Origin of the sequence: Rhodococcus sp. NPDC057135, assembly GCF_042670865.1 — a bacterium.
Lineage (GTDB): Bacteria > Actinomycetota > Actinomycetes > Mycobacteriales > Mycobacteriaceae > Rhodococcus_F.
On the sequence record NZ_JBHUUU010000016.1, the window covers coordinates 67314 to 84043 of the forward strand.

General features: G+C 62.0%; 15 protein-coding genes and 1 pseudogene. 6 read left to right on the forward strand and 10 right to left on the reverse strand.

From position 1 onward, the window contains the following. The first annotated feature begins 26 nt into the window (after nucleotides 1-26). Nucleotides 27-1595: a carboxylesterase/lipase family protein gene (locus ACFT1A_RS25585; protein ID WP_378449271.1), complete on the forward strand. Its 1569-nt coding sequence runs from the start codon at nucleotides 27-29 to the stop codon at nucleotides 1593-1595. On the opposite strand, the gene ACFT1A_RS25590 is transcribed toward ACFT1A_RS25585, so the two are convergent. Together ACFT1A_RS25590 and ACFT1A_RS25595 are read right to left on the reverse strand one after the other, a co-directional pair. Continuing rightward, nucleotides 1588-2814: an MFS transporter gene (locus ACFT1A_RS25590; RefSeq protein ID WP_378449334.1), complete on the reverse strand. Its 1227-nt coding sequence runs from the start codon at nucleotides 2812-2814 to the stop codon at nucleotides 1588-1590. The genes ACFT1A_RS25585 and ACFT1A_RS25590 overlap by 8 nt on opposite strands. A 154-nt stretch (nucleotides 2815-2968) precedes the next feature. Further along, nucleotides 2969-3238 carry a GNAT family N-acetyltransferase gene (locus ACFT1A_RS25595; protein WP_007726096.1) on the reverse strand — a complete coding sequence of 90 codons (270 nt, stop codon included), beginning with the start codon at nucleotides 3236-3238 and terminating at the stop codon, nucleotides 2969-2971. Nucleotides 3239-3752: 514 nt separating this feature from the next. Here ACFT1A_RS25595 and ACFT1A_RS25600 point away from each other — a divergent pair. Next, complete coding sequence (locus ACFT1A_RS25600) at nucleotides 3753-4139, forward strand: hypothetical protein (RefSeq protein WP_378449272.1); 387 nt, start codon at nucleotides 3753-3755, stop codon at nucleotides 4137-4139. A 96-nt stretch (nucleotides 4140-4235) separates the two neighbouring features. On the opposite strand, the gene ACFT1A_RS25605 is transcribed toward ACFT1A_RS25600, so the two are convergent. Continuing rightward, nucleotides 4236-4859, reverse strand: coding sequence for a Type 1 glutamine amidotransferase-like domain-containing protein (locus ACFT1A_RS25605; protein WP_378449273.1), 624 nt, complete (start codon nucleotides 4857-4859; stop codon nucleotides 4236-4238). Between the two features lie 34 nt (nucleotides 4860-4893). Next, nucleotides 4894-5712, reverse strand: a complete 819-nt coding sequence (locus tag ACFT1A_RS25610) for a maleylpyruvate isomerase family mycothiol-dependent enzyme (RefSeq protein WP_378449274.1) — start codon at nucleotides 5710-5712, stop codon at nucleotides 4894-4896. A 191-nt stretch (nucleotides 5713-5903) separates the two neighbouring features. Between ACFT1A_RS25610 and ACFT1A_RS25615 the strand changes: the two genes are divergently transcribed. Then, nucleotides 5904-7442 carry an AMP-binding protein gene (locus tag ACFT1A_RS25615; RefSeq protein WP_378449275.1) on the forward strand — a complete coding sequence of 513 codons (1539 nt, stop codon included), beginning with the start codon at nucleotides 5904-5906 and terminating at the stop codon, nucleotides 7440-7442. Between the two features lie 23 nt (nucleotides 7443-7465). Here the strand turns inward: ACFT1A_RS25615 and ACFT1A_RS25620 are convergent, their stop codons facing one another. Beyond that, entirely contained in the window at nucleotides 7466-7903 is a 438-nt protein-coding gene (locus ACFT1A_RS25620; protein WP_378449276.1) for a DUF488 domain-containing protein, read from the reverse strand. A gap of 202 nt (nucleotides 7904-8105) precedes the next feature. Between ACFT1A_RS25620 and ACFT1A_RS25625 the strand changes: the two genes are divergently transcribed. Genes ACFT1A_RS25625 through ACFT1A_RS25635 form a run of 3 tightly spaced genes read left to right on the forward strand, consistent with a single transcriptional unit; the run spans nucleotide 8106 to nucleotide 10968 of the window. Beyond that, on the forward strand, nucleotides 8106-9215 hold the full coding sequence (locus ACFT1A_RS25625; RefSeq protein ID WP_003941381.1) for a Re/Si-specific NAD(P)(+) transhydrogenase subunit alpha: 1110 nt from the start codon (nucleotides 8106-8108) through the stop codon (nucleotides 9213-9215). Then, nucleotides 9215-9538, forward strand: coding sequence for an NAD(P) transhydrogenase subunit alpha (locus tag ACFT1A_RS25630; RefSeq protein ID WP_003941319.1), 324 nt, complete (start codon nucleotides 9215-9217; stop codon nucleotides 9536-9538). The genes ACFT1A_RS25625 and ACFT1A_RS25630 overlap by 1 nt, the downstream gene beginning before the upstream one ends. Further along, on the forward strand, nucleotides 9538-10968 hold the full coding sequence (locus tag ACFT1A_RS25635) for an NAD(P)(+) transhydrogenase (Re/Si-specific) subunit beta (protein ID WP_378449277.1): 1431 nt from the start codon (nucleotides 9538-9540) through the stop codon (nucleotides 10966-10968). The genes ACFT1A_RS25630 and ACFT1A_RS25635 overlap by 1 nt, the downstream gene beginning before the upstream one ends. A 357-nt stretch (nucleotides 10969-11325) precedes the next feature. Here ACFT1A_RS25635 and ACFT1A_RS25640 read toward each other — a convergent pair whose 3' ends face one another. The 5 genes and pseudogenes from ACFT1A_RS25640 to pdhA all read right to left on the reverse strand — a co-directional run bounded on the left by ACFT1A_RS25640 (nucleotide 11326) and on the right by pdhA (nucleotide 16509). Beyond that, the gene (locus ACFT1A_RS25640; RefSeq protein ID WP_378449278.1) at nucleotides 11326-11979 is read right to left on the reverse strand and encodes a hypothetical protein; all 654 of its coding nucleotides are present in this window, start codon (nucleotides 11977-11979) and stop codon (nucleotides 11326-11328) included. 29 nt (nucleotides 11980-12008) lie between these two features. Further along, nucleotides 12009-13213 (reverse strand): annotated as a pseudogene (locus ACFT1A_RS25645) (MFS transporter). A gap of 10 nt (nucleotides 13214-13223) precedes the next feature. Beyond that, nucleotides 13224-14450, reverse strand: coding sequence for a dihydrolipoamide acetyltransferase family protein (locus tag ACFT1A_RS25650; RefSeq protein ID WP_378449279.1), 1227 nt, complete (start codon nucleotides 14448-14450; stop codon nucleotides 13224-13226). Then, complete coding sequence (locus ACFT1A_RS25655) at nucleotides 14447-15424, reverse strand: alpha-ketoacid dehydrogenase subunit beta (RefSeq protein ID WP_378449280.1); 978 nt, start codon at nucleotides 15422-15424, stop codon at nucleotides 14447-14449. Before ACFT1A_RS25655 ends, ACFT1A_RS25650 begins: the two co-directional genes overlap by 4 nt. Beyond that, complete coding sequence (pdhA, locus tag ACFT1A_RS25660; RefSeq protein WP_378449281.1) at nucleotides 15421-16509, reverse strand: pyruvate dehydrogenase (acetyl-transferring) E1 component subunit alpha; 1089 nt, start codon at nucleotides 16507-16509, stop codon at nucleotides 15421-15423. The genes ACFT1A_RS25655 and pdhA overlap by 4 nt, the downstream gene beginning before the upstream one ends. Nucleotides 16510-16730 lie beyond the last annotated feature (221 nt).

Genomic DNA, 16730 nt, shown 5'->3' on the forward strand with positions numbered 1-16730 from the left:
CGCGCGGGTCGGGAGGGGATTCAGACATGGAGACCGACGTTCGACCAAATCTCGGCGAGGACGGAACTCTGGTGATCCGGGCGCGAGGCGGAGAAGCCCGGGGATATCCGGATGGCGGAGTGTTCGTGTGGAAGGGCATGCCATACGCAGCAGCGCCGGTGGGTGAGCGGAGATTCCGCGCGCCGCAACCCACAGAGCCGTGGGACGGGGTGCGCGACTGTCGTGAGTTCGGGCCGATCGCGCCGCAAGGGCAGAGTCCGGCGGTTCCGATCGACCGTGCTTTCAAGATCGACGAGGACTGTCTGTCGATCAACGTGTGGGCCCCGCGCCCCGACGGAACGCCGCGACCGGTGATGGTGTGGATTCACGGCGGCGCTTACTGCCTCGGGTCCGCCGCGCAAACGATCTACGACGGCCGTCATCTGGCTGAAACCGGAGACGTCGTTCTCGTCTCCTTCAACTACCGCGTCGGTGCCCTCGGATTCCTGGACTTGTCCGGATTCTCCACCGCGGATACCGTTTTCGAATCGAACTGTGGTCTGCGAGACCAGATTGCGGCACTCGAGTGGGTTCGAGACAACATCGACGCGTTCGGCGGAGATCCGGGAGCGGTGACCGTCTTCGGTGAGTCCTCCGGCGCAGGATCCATCACGACGCTCATGACCTGTCCCAGCGCGGAAGGTCTGTTCCACCGCGCGATCGCTCAAAGTCCGCCCGCGACCTCCGTCTACGGGGCCGAGCGCGCCAAGACCGTGGCGGAGCGGTTTCTCGAATTGCTCTCGATCGAGCCCGAAGATGCGGGCGATCTGCTGACCACGGATCTCGAACTTCTCGTCAAGGCAAGCGATGACCTGGTCAACGAAATCCCGACACGGATTCCGGGAACTTTGGCGATGGCACCCGTCGTCGATCGCGATCTGGTGCCGCACTACCCGGTTGCGGCGTTCCAGAAGGGTTATGCGCACCGAATCCCGCTGATCATCGGTTCCAACAAGGACGAGGCGTCGATCTTCAAGTTCATGAAGTCGCCCCTGATGCCGGTGAGCGCGCAGTCCGTCGAGGCCATGCTGCAATTACTGGCCGACGATCACCCCGATATCTCCGCGACCAAACTCGCCGAGATCATGTCGGCTTACCCTGACCACGCGAAACCGAGTGGCGCGCTGGCACTCTCACGGGACGCGGCGTTTCGCATGCCGACCCTGTGGATTGCCGACGCTCACTGCAGGCATTCCCCCACCTGGGTCTACCGCTTCGATCACGCGACGCCGATGCTCAAAGCGGCACGGATCGGCGCGGGCCACGCGACCGAATTACCTTATGTATTCGGTAATTTCGGAACCTTGAACGTCGATCCCACGTTCTGGCTCGGCGGACGTAAGGCCGCGATGGAGGTAGCCGGGCGTATTCAACGGCGATGGCTGGCCTTCGCCAGGCATGCCGTGCCGGCAGCTCTCGACGGTTCGAAACACTGGGCGCCGTACGAGGAAGAGAAACGGTCGACACTGTTGATCGACTCGACTGACACCCTCGTCAGCGACCCCGATCACGGACTGCGCGTCGCCTGGGGCAACGACGTGATGGGGTTCAACTGACGTCGGTCGAGTGCCGCGGACGATCCAGTTCGCGTAGCACCGGCAGGGAAGCACAGACGGCGGCGATCAGGATGATCGGAATCGACAGGGCCACAAAGGTCGACGCGATTCCGAGTTGATCGAGAAGAGGGCCGACGGCGAGGTAGCCCAGCGGGCGGGCGGCGTAGGCCGTCGACGTCATGACACCGACGACGCGTCCGCGCATGTGCTCTGGGCTGTGCGTCTGCATGGCGTAGTTGGCGATCGGGCCGACCGGTCCGTAGACGAGACCCTGTAGTCCGGCGAGTACGAGGATCACCCACAGCGGGGGCAGGAGCGCCATCGCGAGCATCGCGATGCCGAGAACGGCGACCGCAAAAATCATGATCAGGCGCCGGGACATGATCGGTGCGAGTGGGGCATAGGCGAGAGAGCCGATGATGCCGCCGATCGCTAAAGCCATCAGCACCGATCCGAGTTGGGCAGGTTGATCCAACTCGGTGAAGTACACCGGGAACACGACGCTCTCCACCGGCATGTAGAGCGCGACGACTGCCATGTCGATCAGAGCCAGAGTGCGGAGCAGTTTGTTGTTCCAGACGAACCGAAGACCGTCGAGGGTGCCGTGCCAGATCGATTTCGGCCGATGTTCGTGTTCGGGCACCCCGGCCCCGGGAAGCCGGATGAAGGCGACCACGACTATCGAGAACACAAAGCCTGCCGCCGTCACCCAGAGCGTGTTCACCGCTCCGATCGTTGCGATCAGGACACCTCCGATACCAGGGCCGATCAGGTACGCGACATTGAAGTTGGCCTCGTACACACTGTTGGTTCGATCGAGTTTCCACTTGGCGGCCCGAGTGGCGGCGGGCAGCATCGACTCCCGCGCCGCCATTCCGGCGGGGTCGAACACGGCGCCGAGCGCGGCCAACGCCGCGATCACCGGGATGGTCAGGCCGGCAGTGGCCGCGATGATCGGAATCGCTGCTACCGACATCGCGGAGAGTGCGTCGGAAATCATCGAAGTACGACGACGTCCGAACTTGTCGACGAATGTCCCCGAGAACAAGCTCGATACGAGTAGCGGAATGGCTGCTGCGCCGGCCACTATCGCAGCGTCGGTGGCTCTGCCGGTTCGTTCGAGGACCAGCCAGGGGAGCACGACGATGGCGATACCGTTGCCGATCGCCGAGAACAGCGTCGCGAGGTTGACCAGTACGAGAGGGAGATAGCTGGGGATTGCTGCGTCCGAGGATGTAGGTGGACGCCGATCTGCTGAGGCGACCACGTTCTTTCCTTCCCCGAGATGGTGCCGACCAGACGACGGCACCATCGACGCTAGCAGCGGGGTCTGCACGTCCGCGAGTGATTTTTCGCGGATCGTCTTTGTTCGGTTATGCCTGGTAAACGGGATTCTCCGCAACAAACTTCTCGACGTACGAGCACGTCGGAAGGATCTTCAATCCCTCGTTCCGGGTCTGATCGAGCGCTTCACGCACCACGATGGCGGCAAGCCCGCGCCCACGAAACTGCGGATAGGTCACCGTGTGGTGGAAATCACGGACGCCGGAATGGTCCGAGTACTCGGCAAAACCGGCGAGTTCGCCGTCGACCCGGATCTCGAAACGCGTTTCCGCGGGATTGTGCGCCACTGTCTCGGTCATCTTCGGGCTCCGTTTCGAAAGGGCGGCCGGTTGCGCCGCGCCGCGTCTGCGTTCTCTGGAGCACGCTACCTGGCAGGCCATCCGCAATATCAGTTGCCGACGTGAGATCCGTTACTTAGCGCAACTACAACTGGACGACCGTTCAAGGGACCTTCGTCGCCACGGAGAACGAACAAAACTGGTCTGTACGTGCCGATTTGCCCGTACTTTTGTGCCCACATCGGGTGATACATATGCATCACGATCGTAAACATCCCAATATGTGGGATCCGTCACAAAGTTTTTTGTCGTCTGTTCGGATGGATTAAGAGGAGGGCCTGAACCGGGCAAATTGCAGGTCAGCGGCGCGCTGATCGTGTGTCAGTGACGGGTGCGAGCGGCCGGAAACCCCAGGGGTATTGCCTTGGTCATCAGATCGTTTCTTGGACGTGATCCCAAAGACTCGCTCGGGGGGTTAGCGTTTGAATCGTCGGGGATAGAAGAAGCGTTACAACTTCGCCAAAAAAACTTTGGCGTGGCTGCGCAACGGTTCGATTTCGAGTCTTCGTCGGACAACTTCGAGGAAGGAACGCACATGATTTTCGGGCAGCGTGAGTCGAACAGTTACTTTGCCGCAATTTTTTCGTACGACTTCCTTGACGAAGGTCTGGGATACGAGACCATCGCACGGATTCACCGGGGCGAGATCTGCGAGTGGATTCGCGATCTCGAGGCTTCCGGGTTGTTCTCCGCTGCGGAGGTCCACGCCGCTGAACTTGCATGGCGCGAAAATCCACGCCTGCTCCTCGACGCGCTTCTCGAGGACGCCGACGAGGTCTCGGTCAAGCGCTGGGAGATTGCGTGGACGCGGCTCGAGCGCCAGTCGCCGGCAGCCGGAACCGCGGTGGCCGAGCACGGCTGATTCAGCTGGGCCCCAAGTCGACGGCTCAGTCTGCGTCAAGATCAACCGCCGACGTCAAGATCAACCATCTGCGTCAGATCAACCATCTGCGTCAGATCAACGGCCGATGACTATCGCCTCTTGATCAGTGAGCACGGTGAATTGCGCGCCCGCGGCGGTCAGCGCCGCAACCGTCCGTGCGGTTACCTGCGGATCTTCGAGTAACGAATCGCCGCCGTGCGGCACTATCGCGAAGTCGACCAGCGCGAGCCCGGACCAGATCGGGTCGATACCGCAGGTAGGCATGACTTCAGCGGGGTCGTCCGACGCGTCGAGCCCGATCAGAGTCGGAGTCGCCAGACACGCTCCCGCGCTGTATCCCGCATAGGTCACGTCGCCTGAACGAACCAACATCTCGATGACCCGATCTGCGCCGCTTCGGGCTAACTGTGCACGCAGGACGAACGTATTTCCGCCGCGGACCCACAGGCAGTCGAATTCACGAAGCCGGACTTCGAGTGCTTCCGGCGCACCCAGGAAATCTCGGACGTCCACTTCCTCCGCCGTGAAGCCCGCTGCTCGTAATGGGGTCAATTCGCTTGTCACTGCCGAACTGCGGGCATTGAGCGGCCATGAATCAGCGGCCGCGGCGATCACTGCTATGCGAGCGCCGCGGCCTACAAGATCGACAAAAGCCTCGGCGTGATCGCCGAATCTGTAGGACGAGAGAAACAGCTTCACCACTCAGTACCTTCGCGACCGACCCACCCAACCCTCAAATCGTGAACGCCAGATTGTCGACGACGCGTGAGCCCACCGTGACGTCACCGCGAAGCGAGATGTCGGTTCGGTGATCCGACGCGTGGACGCGGCCACCGGCAATTCGGGTGAAGAGCGGTGAGCTCATCGTGATGGTCGTTGTCGCCGGACTGTCCAGTTCCTCGACGAGTGATGCGCGCGCGTCGACCGAGACGTGAAGTGAACGAGCAAGGGGCCCTTCGAGTTCGAAAGTGATCCGTGCTCCCTCTGGCGCCTTTCCTCGTTTTCCGACGACGAATCCGAGCGCGCTGGTGATTTCGCCGAATGCAGTCTCCGCCCGCAATCCGCCTTCTTCGCCCGGAATGCCAACTGCATCTCTGATGTCGAGTTCGTGCATCCAACAGTCGAAGGTCCGAATACGCATGAACCGGCCATAGGGCGCAAGACCGACCGGAGTCTGTGTCTCGGCGTCCCAGTCCGCGCGGGTCATCGAGCGCAACGCTTCGGTTCGCTCGGCGGTGATGTCGCGATATCGGGCCAGCAAGTCCGTGTGCGGTGTCCGCCTCAGGCCTTCGACCCAGCGCTCGTTGAACGCCGCAATCTCGTTGTGGACGTGGGGCAATGCGTGCACGTCCAGGTCGACCGACGGCGGATTGATGCCCGCGAGCAGTGATTCCGTACCGATCAGGTGGGACACGATGTCGTGAACCGTCCACCCCGGTAGGTTCGACGGAGCCAACCACTGATCGCCGTCGAGTTCGGCAAGCAGTGCGTCGATGACACTCCATTCCTCGGTCAATGCGTCGACTACTGAGTCCTGGGGCCAACCACTCATGTGGACATCTCCTGTTTCGGACGGTGCGGTTCTCCTCACTGTATGTCGCGGCGGATAAGTGAGCGGGCATTCCCAGGCTTCGAGTCGGTGTCGCCAAACATCCGAGGGAGGCAGAGTTCCTGTGGTAGACCAGGATTGTCGACGCCGAAGCAGGCTCACGCGGCGTTGTCGTCACCGACAGAGGAGTCTTCGTGTTTCCAGGAAATTTTGTCCAGTCCACGCCGGACAAGCCCGCCGTCATTCGCCCTGCGACGGGTGAGTCCATCAGCTATCGGGAACTCGACGAGCGGTCGACGCGGCTGGCGCGGTACTTCCGAAGCGTCGGTGCCAAGCCGGGGGACCACGTCGCTCTCATCTCGAACAACGATCTCCGGGCGTTCGAGGTGTACTGGGCAGCGTTGAGGTCCGGTCTGTACATCACTGCGGTGAACTGGCATCTCACGGCTTCGGAGGCTGCCTACATCGTCGACGACTGCGAGGCGACAATTCTGGTCGCGTCAGGGCAGGCGTCCGCAGCAGTTCCTTTGGACCAGAAGCTGATTCCGCGCGTTCGTCATCGATTGGTGTACGGCGGCGCTCTCGAGGGTTTCGACGACTACGAGGAGGCGATCGACGCTCAGTCCGCCGATCCACTCGACTCGCAGCCACGTGGGGCGGACATGCTGTACTCGTCCGGAACCACCGGCAGGCCCAAGGGGATCAAGGGAGATCTTCCGGAGGGTGAGGTGGACACCACCATGGATCCGTACACAGCGGTATTCGCGCCGATGTACGGGTTCGATTCCGACACAGTCTATTTGTGCCCTGCTCCGGTCTATCATGCGGCGCCCCTGCGCTTTTGCGGCGTGATCAATTCGGTCGGCGGAACCGTGATCTTGATGGATGCCTTCGAAGCCGAGACTGCGCTGGAATTGATCGGTAAATACGCTGTGACGCACAGTCAGTGGGTGCCGACGATGTTCGTTCGAATGCTGAAACTTCCCAAGGAGACCCGCGATCGTTACGACGTCTCGACGGTCAAAGTCGCAATTCACGCTGCTGCTCCTTGCCCGCCCGAAGTGAAGACGGCAATGATCGACTGGTGGGGGCCGGTGATTCACGAGTACTACGCCTCGACCGAGGGGTCGGGAGCCACCTTCATCAACAGTGAGCAGGCCTTGTCACATCCGGGTTCCGTCGGTCGTGACGGCGTGATGGGGATCGTGCACATCTGTGACGACGGTGGGCGCGATCTTCCGGTCGGCGAGATCGGTACCGTGTTCTGGGAACGAGAGACTCTGCCGTTCCGCTACCACAACGATCCCGAGAAAACGGCTGCCGCGCAGCATCCCGATCATCCGACGTGGACGACAAGTGGAGATATCGGATACATCGATTCCGAGCGCTTTCTTTATCTGACCGATCGCGCGGCATTCACGATTATCTCTGGCGGCGTCAATATCTATCCGCAGGAGTCCGAGAACATCCTTACCTTGCATCCGAAGGTGTTCGACGTGGCAGTCATCGGTGTTCCCGATGAAGAAATGGGTGAACAGGTCAAGGCGGTTGTCCAACTTGCGGAGGGAATCGAACCGAGCGCCCATGTCGCCGAGGAATTGCTGGAATACGTCCGCAGCCAGGTTGCACATTTCAAAGCTCCGAGAAGCATTGACTTTGCCGTCGAATTGCCTAGGACCGCGACAGGGAAACTCGTGAAGCACAAGTTGCGGTCTCAATATGTGAGCAGTTGACCCTCAGGCGAAATGCTAGGACATCAGAGTATTTCTGCAAGATAGTCGGCAAGGACCTGCGCATGGCTGTATGGCAGGTCCTTGCTTGCTGTCAGCAGGACAACGGGTCGAACATCCGATGTCGGTGCGATGCGTTCGACGTATTCGCGAACGGGAGATGCATCTAATTCGTCGATGTATCTGCTTTTGAATGCGTCGAAACGGGTGTGGTCGTGGCCGTACCATTTTCGCAATTCGGGGGAGGGTGCCAAGTCCTTCGACCAGTCGTCGTACTGCAGGTTTTCGCGTTTGACGCCGCGTGGCCAGAGTCGGTCGACGAGGAGGCGGACGGCGTTACATTCGGAAGCAGGTTCGTAAACTCGCTCGACGGTGATGATTCGGCGCGCCATTGTGATGCCTTTACGTCTTTCGGCCGTTTCAAATAGTGGAATAGCCCGCCATTCGAGTGTGATCGGCCTCACAGTAGGCTTCTCCGGGTATGTCCAAACATACTGTTCGGACTCGATTCAGATGGAGAAAGTGCGTCGTCGGTTTCCCTACGCCGCGGTAACTCTGGCTACTATCAGTCACCATTCACCCAAAAGCGGGTCATCTTCCGCTCATCACATGCTGGTTGCCGCTCGTCGCAGCAGGCGAACCACCAACCGCAGAAGGTAATGGAAAATGGAAACATCGAAGAGCGCACAAGTGCGTCCGTCGGTCGGCGTCCCTCGAGAATCGAGTGACGGTGAGCGTCGGGTCGCGTTGGTGCCCAAAATTGTGTCCGCTTTGATCGGCAAAGGTGTCGACGTAGTCGTCGAGTCCGGGGCTGGTCTCGGGGCGTTGATTCCCGACGAGCTCTACACCGCTGCCGGCGCGAAGATCGGCGATCCGTGGACTGCCGACGTTGTGGTCAAGGTCGCGCCCCCGTCGACGGAAGAGATCGCCCGGATCAGCACCGGCGCGAAGCTCATCGGCTTCTTGAATCCGCGTAATGCAGACAACCGCATCGCCGAATTGAAGGCCGCCGGGATCGAGGGATACGCCGTCGAGGCGATTCCCCGTATCTCCCGCGCGCAGGTGATGGACGCGTTGTCCTCGCAGGCGAACGTGTCGGGGTACAAGGCTGTTCTGTTGGCAGCATCGGAGTCGACGCGGTTCTTCCCGATGCTCACCACCGCTGCGGGCACGGTGAAGCCTGCGACCGTTCTGGTGCTCGGAGTGGGTGTGGCAGGTCTGCAGGCGCTGGCGACAGCCAAGCGTCTCGGTGGCCGCGCTACCGGGTACGACGTGCGCCCTGAGGTCGCAGACCAGGTGCGTTCGGTGGGTGCACAGTGGCTCGACCTCGGAATCGACGCAGCCGGCGAGGGTGGATACGCCCGCGAGCTGACCGACGACGAGCGCGCGAAGCAGCAGCAGGCACTCGAAGACGCGATCAAGGGCTTCGACGTCGTGATCACCACGGCTCTGGTTCCGGGGCGTCCCGCGCCGCGCCTGGTCACCGCTGCCGCGGTCGAAGGGATGAAGCCGGGCAGTGTCGTGGTCGACCTCGCGGGTGAAACCGGTGGTAACTGCGAGCTGACCGAGCCGGGTCAAACCGTCGTCAAGCACGGCGTGACCATCTGCTCTCCGTTGAATTTGCCGGCGTCCATGCCTGAGCATGCGTCGGAGTTGTACTCGAAGAACATTTCCGCGCTGATCGAACTCATGCTCGTCGAAGGTGCATTGGCGCCTGATTTCTCCGACGAGGTTCTGGCCGGTGCGTGCGTCACCCGTGAAGAGAAGGGCGCCTGATGTACACATCACTTCTGGCGAACATCGCGATCCTGGTGTTGTCCGGGTTCGTCGGTTTCGCTGTGATCTCCAAAGTTCCGAACACCCTGCACACCCCGTTGATGTCCGGTACGAACGCCATCCACGGCATCGTCGTCCTGGGTGCGTTGGTTGTCCTGGGCAAGGTGCACGATCCCTCGATCGGGTTGCAGATCATCTTGTTCGTCGCGCTCGTCTTCGGAACCGTGAACGTTGTCGGTGGTTTCGTGGTCACGGACCGCATGTTGGCGATGTTCAAGGCCAAGCCGGCCGCCAAGTCTGTGTCGAAGGATGGTGACCAGTAATGGAATACCTGGTCAATGCGCTCTACATTGTCGCGTTCTCGATGTTCATCTACGGCCTCATGGGCCTTACCGGCCCGAAGACCGCAGTCCGCGGCAACCAGATCGCTGCGGTCGGCATGCTCATCGCCGTCGTTGCAACTCTGATCTCCATTCGTGATGCGGAGATGGGGAACTGGATCCTCATCGCTGCCGGCCTCGTCATCGGTGTCGTGCTCGGTGTGCCGCCGGCGCTCCGCACGAAGATGACGGCCATGCCGCAGTTGGTCGCACTGTTCAACGGTGTGGGCGGCGGCACCGTCGCGTTGATCGCGTACGCGGAATTCCTGGACTCGGACGGGTTCACCGCATTCCAGCACGGCGAGTCGCCGACGGTGCATATCGTCATCGCGTCGCTCTTTGCGGCCGTAATCGGATCGATCTCCTTCTGGGGCAGCGTGATCGCGTTCCTGAAGCTGCAGGAAACCTTGCCTGGTCGTCCGATCGGAATCGGTAAGCTCCAGCAGCCGCTCAATGCTCTGCTCCTCATTGCCGCAATCGCGTTCTCGGTGATCATCGGTATCAAGGCGATCTCGCCGGAAGGCCCGACCAGCTCACTGTGGATCGTCGGCGTGCTCGTGCTCTCGGGCATCCTCGGACTGATGGTCGTGCTGCCCATCGGCGGCGCGGACATGCCCGTCGTCATCTCGCTCCTCAACGCACTCACCGGTTTGTCGGCTGCTGCTGCAGGTTTGGCGCTCAACAACCAGGCGATGATCGTCGCCGGCATGATCGTCGGTGCTTCGGGCACCATCTTGACCAACCTCATGGCCAAGGCCATGAACCGGTCCATCCCGGCCATCGTCGCCGGCGGCTTCGGTGGCAGCGGCGGAGAAGCGCCATCTTCCGACGGTGTCGTGCGCACGGCAAAGGCAACCTCGGCGGCCGACGCGGCTATCCAGATGGCCTACGCCAACCAGGTCATCGTCGTGCCCGGATACGGACTTGCCGTCGCGCAGGCTCAGCACGCCGTCAAGGACATGGCGAAGTTGCTCGAGTCGAAGGGCGTCGAGGTCAAGTACGCCATTCACCCGGTCGCCGGCCGTATGCCCGGTCACATGAACGTTCTTCTTGCAGAAGCGGATGTCTCGTACGACGCGATGAAGGAAATGGACGACATCAACGACGAGTTCGCGCGTACCGACGTCACCTTGGTGATCGGCGCGAACGATGTCACCAACCCGGCGGCGCGCAACGATCCGAGCTCACCGATTCACGGAATGCCGATCCTCAACGTCGACCAGTCGAAGTCCGTCATCGTGCTCAAGCGCTCGATGAACTCCGGTTTCGCCGGTATCGAGAACCCGCTCTTCTTCGCCGAGGGCACCTCGATGCTCTTCGGTGACGCCAAGAAGTCGGTCTCCGAAGTTACCGAGGAACTCAAGGCGCTCTAGCGCTGGCACTCGTAAAGGGGCGTCCACTCGCAAGAGCGAGTGGGCGCCTTTTTCGTCGCCGTGTGCGGCAACGACTTCTTGTGCTGAAACGACAAAGGCGCCTGGTCCGAGACAAAACTCGGAACAGGCGCCTCTGGAGACGTTTACGGGACCTCGGGAGTTTCGGGGTCGGAGGAGAAGCCGGAAAGTAGTTCGATCAACTTCTGGATCAGTTCGAGCGGGTTCAGATCTTCGAGGCTCACGGTAAAGACTCCTTCGCTGTGGAACTACCTGATTCGGACATTTCCGAACATACGTCATGTCCGAGCGTGGCGGGAGAGCTATCGGCGAAAATCTCTGGATCCCAAAGATTTAGGACTAAAGTCGGATGCTCCGGTGTCTGGAGAACGCGATTGCAGCCGTATCCGGGCGTAGCTCTTCACGTTTCGCGGCGATGGGCGATCGTGCCATCAAAATGGCTGCGGCACAGGCCCATACCAGCGCGATCAGAACTCCAGCTATCACGCCGAAAAGGCCGCTCAACTCGGCGGCTAGTGCGCTGGCACCGATCGCAGCAACCCCGGCGAACCCGAGTCCGGCGACCACTGGACGCCACTGCGGGGCGGAGATCAAGATCGCCGAGCCGTACAGCGCGGTCGCCGCTGCGACGTGACCGCTGGGTAATAGGTCCTGGGGAACATCGGGAAGCCAGGAACCGAATGCCGCGTTCGTGAGATTGGCGCCCATTCCGAGGAGCAGGATCGCGCCGATGCCGTATGGCAGTCCGCGGACCATCGAGACTACGGCCAGAGCGGTAGTAGCTGCGAGTACAGCGGTGACGTCGAATCGGCCTACCGTCCACTCGGCAAGTGCGCGCACCTGTTCCGGGACGCTCAAACCGGGCGAGGTGGGTCGCACAAAATACAAGACGCCCAACGCTACGACCGCGATCGCAGCAAGGACGAGGAAGCGAGTGGTTGTGGAGGGAGCAGGGTGCTGGGTGGAGGTCGAGACGGTCACGAGTACCAGCATCCCTGTTGAGTCTGTGCCGATCGTGAGGATCAGCTGTGAGGTCTGTAGGCGGTCGGAGAATCGCGCCGAACGACACCCGCACAACCCGCTGCGACCAGGACGTATGCAAACGGGATCAACATCGCTGTGGTGAGAGGCACAAGCTTGGTGACCCACCCGATGGTTGCCGGCCCGGCGAGGAATCCGATATATCCCATGCCGACGACGCGAGACATGTTGGTACCGGCCGAACCTGAGCCCAGATTTCCGGCCGTGGTGAAGATCTGTGGAATACATCCCGACAGGCCTGCGCCGAACAGTGCCCAACCGAGCAGCGTCAGCGGTAGCCAGCCGGACACCACGACGGTCAGCATGCCGACCGACGAGAGCAACGCGCCGTAGCGAACCACAGCCACCGGGCCGACTGCCGCGCTGATCCGATCCGCGGTGAACCGGCCGACGGTCATCATGGCGGAAAACGCGCCGAACGACAGTGCGGCAACGGCATTCGAAACACCGAGATCTTCCTTGACCTGCAGCGCGCTCCAGTCGTTTGCCACTCCCTCGGCCAGCATCAGAACAAACGCGAGGGTTCCGAGCGCGAGCACGCGAGCCGAGAATCTGCCGTGTGTCTTTCCGGCAGTCGACGCCGTTTCGGCATGCACGTGGACGTGGGGTAGCAGGGGCCGCGAGCACAGCCAGAGCGCCAGCAAACCGATTGCCGACGCGATGCTGAGCGTGACGTACGGCGGAAGATCCAGTGCGAGAGTGCCGAATCCGATGACGGACCCCAACACGCCGCCGACGGAGAACATGCCTGAAAGGCCGCCATGATCGGGCGCCGGTACAGCTGTTCGGCTTCGACGGCCTGCGAGTTCATCGACACGTCCAATGCGCCGTTCGCGAAGCCGAACACCACCAGGGCAGCGCCGAGTTGCCAGGTGTTCGTGGCAAACCCCGGGCCGAGGGTGGCGAATGCCAGCCCGCTGCCCGCGAGGATGACCATGCGCCTGCTGCCGTATCGATCGGCGAGCGGGCCGCTCAATTGCATACCGGCAATGGCTCCGACAGCAAGTAGGAGAAGCAGTGAGCCGAGCGTCGAGTGACTGATTCCCACACGGTGTTCGATGGACGGGATGTGGACGACCCACATCGCCAGGAGAAATCCGTTGATGCCGAAGATACCGAAGATGCCGGCCCGGGCGCGTACCAGGGCGGAGGTGGGGACTGCGCGGTCGGTGGGGTTGACGCTCACTCGTTCCTTTTTACAGGTGAGAGAGCAACAGGTCGGGGTCCGCGAGCATCTGTGCGACAAATGAGAGGAATCTCGCGGCTTGCTCACCGCTCAGCACACGATGGTCGAACGTCAACGTCAGTGTCACGACGCTCCGCACTTCGATCTTGCGCTCGATCACCCACGGACGCTCGCTCACCGAGCCCAGGCAGAGGATGACGGCTTCTCCAGGATTGAGAAGCGGAATGCCGCCGTCGACGCCGAAGACTCCGACATTGGTGATCGTGACGGTGCCGCCGGTCAGGTGATGGACGTCGGTCACTCCCGCGCGGGCAGCGACAGTCAGTTCGGTCACGGCGCGGGCGAGTTGCACCAGGTTCAGGGTCTCGGCGCTCTTGATGTTGGGCACGGACAGCCCACGCTCGGCGGCGACGGCGATGCCGAGATTCACGTGATCGTCGATGACGGCGTCGCCGCGAGCCTCGTCCCAATGCGCGTTCACCATCGGGTGCGACGCGATTGCGGTCACCAATGCCTTGGCCGCGAGAGTCAGCGGAGTGAGGGACAGCCCGCTGAACGCGTCCGAGGAACGGAGCCTGCTGAGCAGTTCCGTCGACGCCGTGACATCGGCGGTGAGGAAGACGCTGGCCTGGGGAGCGCGGGTGCTGGCAACCATCGCCGACGCCATCTGTTTCCGCATGCCGGATTCGGCCGGTGGTTTCACGATGCCGGATGAGGCCGACTGTGTCGCTTCTTTCGGCGGTGCCTTCGAACGGAGCGCGTCTGCGACGTCAGCCGCGGTGACGGCGCCGTCGAACCCGCTTCCGGGGATCTCACTCAAATCGACTCCGGCCTCGCGGGCCGCGCGTCGCGCCGAGGGTGTTGCGGGCCGTCGCTCGGGTGTCGGTCGGGGATGGGGGTGCGGCGCGATCCTGCTCCGTCGCCGACTCGGTTGCTCAGCCGTGGGCCCGTACCCGACCAGCACATTCGGCGACTGTGGATCACGCGGATCGGTAGGCCCCTCGATACGGATGATCGGAGTGCCGACCGGAACAGTGGTGCCAGGTTCGACGAGGAGTTCTCTGACAACGCCGACGTAGGGAGAGGGCAGTTCGACCAGAGCTTTGGCCGTCTCTACTTGGGCGAGAACTTGATTGAGTGCCACAGTCTCCCCGATTTTGACCGTCCACTCGACCAGATCGGCGGACGTCAGGCCCTCTCCGAGATCCGGCAATCGGAATTCCTGCGCTGTACTCATGCCGCCAGCGTCCGGTCGAGCGCCGCGAGGATCCGGTCGGCGTCCGGAAGGTGAAACTGCTCGAGCTTGGCGGGCGGATAGGGGATGTCGAATCCGGTGACCCGCAGGATCGGCGACTCCAACTGATAGAAGCAGTGTTCCGCGACGTGTGCTGCGATTTCGGCGCCGACGCCGAGAAACTTCGGCGCCTCGTGGACGACGACCAGACGGCCCGTCTTGTTCACCGACGCCTCGATCGTGTCGAAGTCGACGGGGGAGAGCGAACGTAGATCCACCACTTCCAGGTCGTGGCCTTCTTCTTCGGCGATCCGCGCGGCGTCGAGTGCGGTGGTGACCATGGATCCGTACGCAACCACTGTCGCGTCGTTTCCTGAGCGGGCGACGCGGGCACGGTGGAGCGGAAGCTCAGGCGCGGCATCGGTATCCACGTCGGCGGTGTCCCAGTAGCGCCGTTTGGGTTCGAGGAAAATCACCGGGTCGTCGGCGGCAATCGACTGTCGGATCATGTGAAAACCGTCGACCGGATTGCTCGGATACACCACCCGCAGTCCTGCGGTGTGAGCGAAGTACGCCTCCGGTGACTCCGAATGATGTTCCACCGCACCGATTCCGCCGCCGCTGGGAATCCGGATCGTCAGTGGTGCGGTCACAGTGCCTCGGGTGCGGTAGTGGATCTTTGCCACCTGGGACACGATCTGATCGAAGGCCGGGTAGACGAAACCGTCGAACTGGATCTCGCAGACCGGACGGTATCCGCGCAAAGCCAAGCCGAAAGCTGTTCCCACGATCCCTGATTCGGCGAGCGGCATGTCGATCACCCGGGTATCGCCGAAGTCCTTCTGCAAGGCGTCGGTAACCCGGAATACGCCGCCGAGACGGCCGACGTCCTCTCCCATGATCACCACGCGACGATCGTCTTCGAGTGCGCGTCTCAGGCCGGCGTTGAGCGCGGTCACCAGATTCATGACGGTCATGACAGAGCCCCTTCCAGGCTGCCCAGATACGCGCGATGCTCTTCGCGTTCAGCGTCGATCAACGAGTGTGCCTCGGCGTAGACGTGATCGAACAGCGCTGACGGGTGCGGATCGGCGAGTGCGATGGTTGCGCGTCGCAGCCCGGCTGCGACGTCGTCGGCGGCCGCCGCGATGGTGGTGAGGGCGTTCTCATCGAGAAGGCCGCGATGTCCGAGGAGCAGACGCATTCGCTCCAGCGGGTCGCGGTTTCTCCACTCCGACATATCCGTATCGGTGCGGTACCTGCTCGGATCGTCGGACGTCGTGTGCGGGCCCATTCTGCAGGTGATCGCCTCGATGAACGTCGGGCCGCTGCCTTCGCGTGCGCGATTGAGCGCCGAGCGCGTCACGGCGAGCACGGCAAGGACGTCGTTGCCGTCGACGCGGATCGCCGGAATGCCGTAACCGATCGCCCGATGTGAGATGGGTGTGCGGGACTGCAGGGATACAGGTTCACTGATGGCCCACTGGTTGTTCTGGCAGAAGAAGACAACGCCGACACGGAAACTGGCGGCAAATCCCATCGCCTCGGCGATGTCGCCTTGGCTAGAGGCGCCGTCGCCGAAGTAGGCGATCGTCGCGATCTCGGCGCCGTCCAGATGCGCGCCCAGTGCGTATCCGGTGGCGTGCAGACCTTGGGAGCCGACGACGATCGCCGGATTGGTGACGTTGAATTGTGCTGGATCCCAGCCTGAATGGGAGATTCCGCGCCACATGGTCGTCAGCAGTTCGGCGGGAACTCCCCGGCAGTACGCGACGGCATGTTCGCGATAGCTGGTGAAGGCGAAGTCGTCGGGGGCAAGTGCTCTCGCGGAACCGACCTGCGAGGCTTCCTGGCCGAGCATCGGAGCCCACAACCCTATTTCGCCTTGACGCTGCAGGGCAACAGCTTCGGTGTCGATTCGGCGACTCACGACGAGATCGCAATACAACGACAGCAGTTCGTCGGGCCCGATGTCTGTTATGAGACGGTCGAATTCGGGACGGCACACGCGTGCGCCGTTCGGTTGGATGAGTTGGACCGGATAATCGAGGTTGTCGATCATCTTCGCTCACCTCGGTTTCTGCTCATGCCCGGCGCGCCTCGTGAGTACGCCGCACAATCCCGATGTGTTGTATGCAGTTGTCGCTCTACCATCAGGATCCCCCTGATCGGGAAATCCGCAAGTGTTTTCACCGCTGTATCAAGGCCGGAATTGTGAACTGGCGAGTAACAAACGTGTCGGTACGGCCAACCGATCGGAAATCAACCGCTAGCATCGGTGCG

Excerpts from the sequence above, each read along its gene's own strand:
- ACFT1A_RS25585 (WP_378449271.1), top strand. The coding sequence starts at position 27 with ATGGAGACCGACGTTCGACCAAATCTCGGCGAGGACGGAACTCTGGTG.
- ACFT1A_RS25595 (WP_007726096.1), bottom strand. The coding sequence starts at position 3,238 with ATGACCGAGACAGTGGCGCACAATCCCGCGGAAACGCGTTTCGAGATC.
- ACFT1A_RS25610 (WP_378449274.1), bottom strand. The coding sequence starts at position 5,712 with ATGAGTGGTTGGCCCCAGGACTCAGTAGTCGACGCATTGACCGAGGAA.
- ACFT1A_RS25625 (WP_003941381.1), top strand. The coding sequence starts at position 8,106 with ATGGAAACATCGAAGAGCGCACAAGTGCGTCCGTCGGTCGGCGTCCCT.
- ACFT1A_RS25630 (WP_003941319.1), top strand. The coding sequence starts at position 9,215 with ATGTACACATCACTTCTGGCGAACATCGCGATCCTGGTGTTGTCCGGG.
- ACFT1A_RS25635 (WP_378449277.1), top strand. The coding sequence starts at position 9,538 with ATGGAATACCTGGTCAATGCGCTCTACATTGTCGCGTTCTCGATGTTC.
- ACFT1A_RS25640 (WP_378449278.1), bottom strand. The coding sequence starts at position 11,979 with ATGCTGGTACTCGTGACCGTCTCGACCTCCACCCAGCACCCTGCTCCC.
- ACFT1A_RS25650 (WP_378449279.1), bottom strand. The coding sequence starts at position 14,450 with ATGAGTACAGCGCAGGAATTCCGATTGCCGGATCTCGGAGAGGGCCTG.
- ACFT1A_RS25655 (WP_378449280.1), bottom strand. The coding sequence starts at position 15,424 with ATGACCGTCATGAATCTGGTGACCGCGCTCAACGCCGGCCTGAGACGC.
- pdhA (WP_378449281.1), bottom strand. The coding sequence starts at position 16,509 with ATGATCGACAACCTCGATTATCCGGTCCAACTCATCCAACCGAACGGC.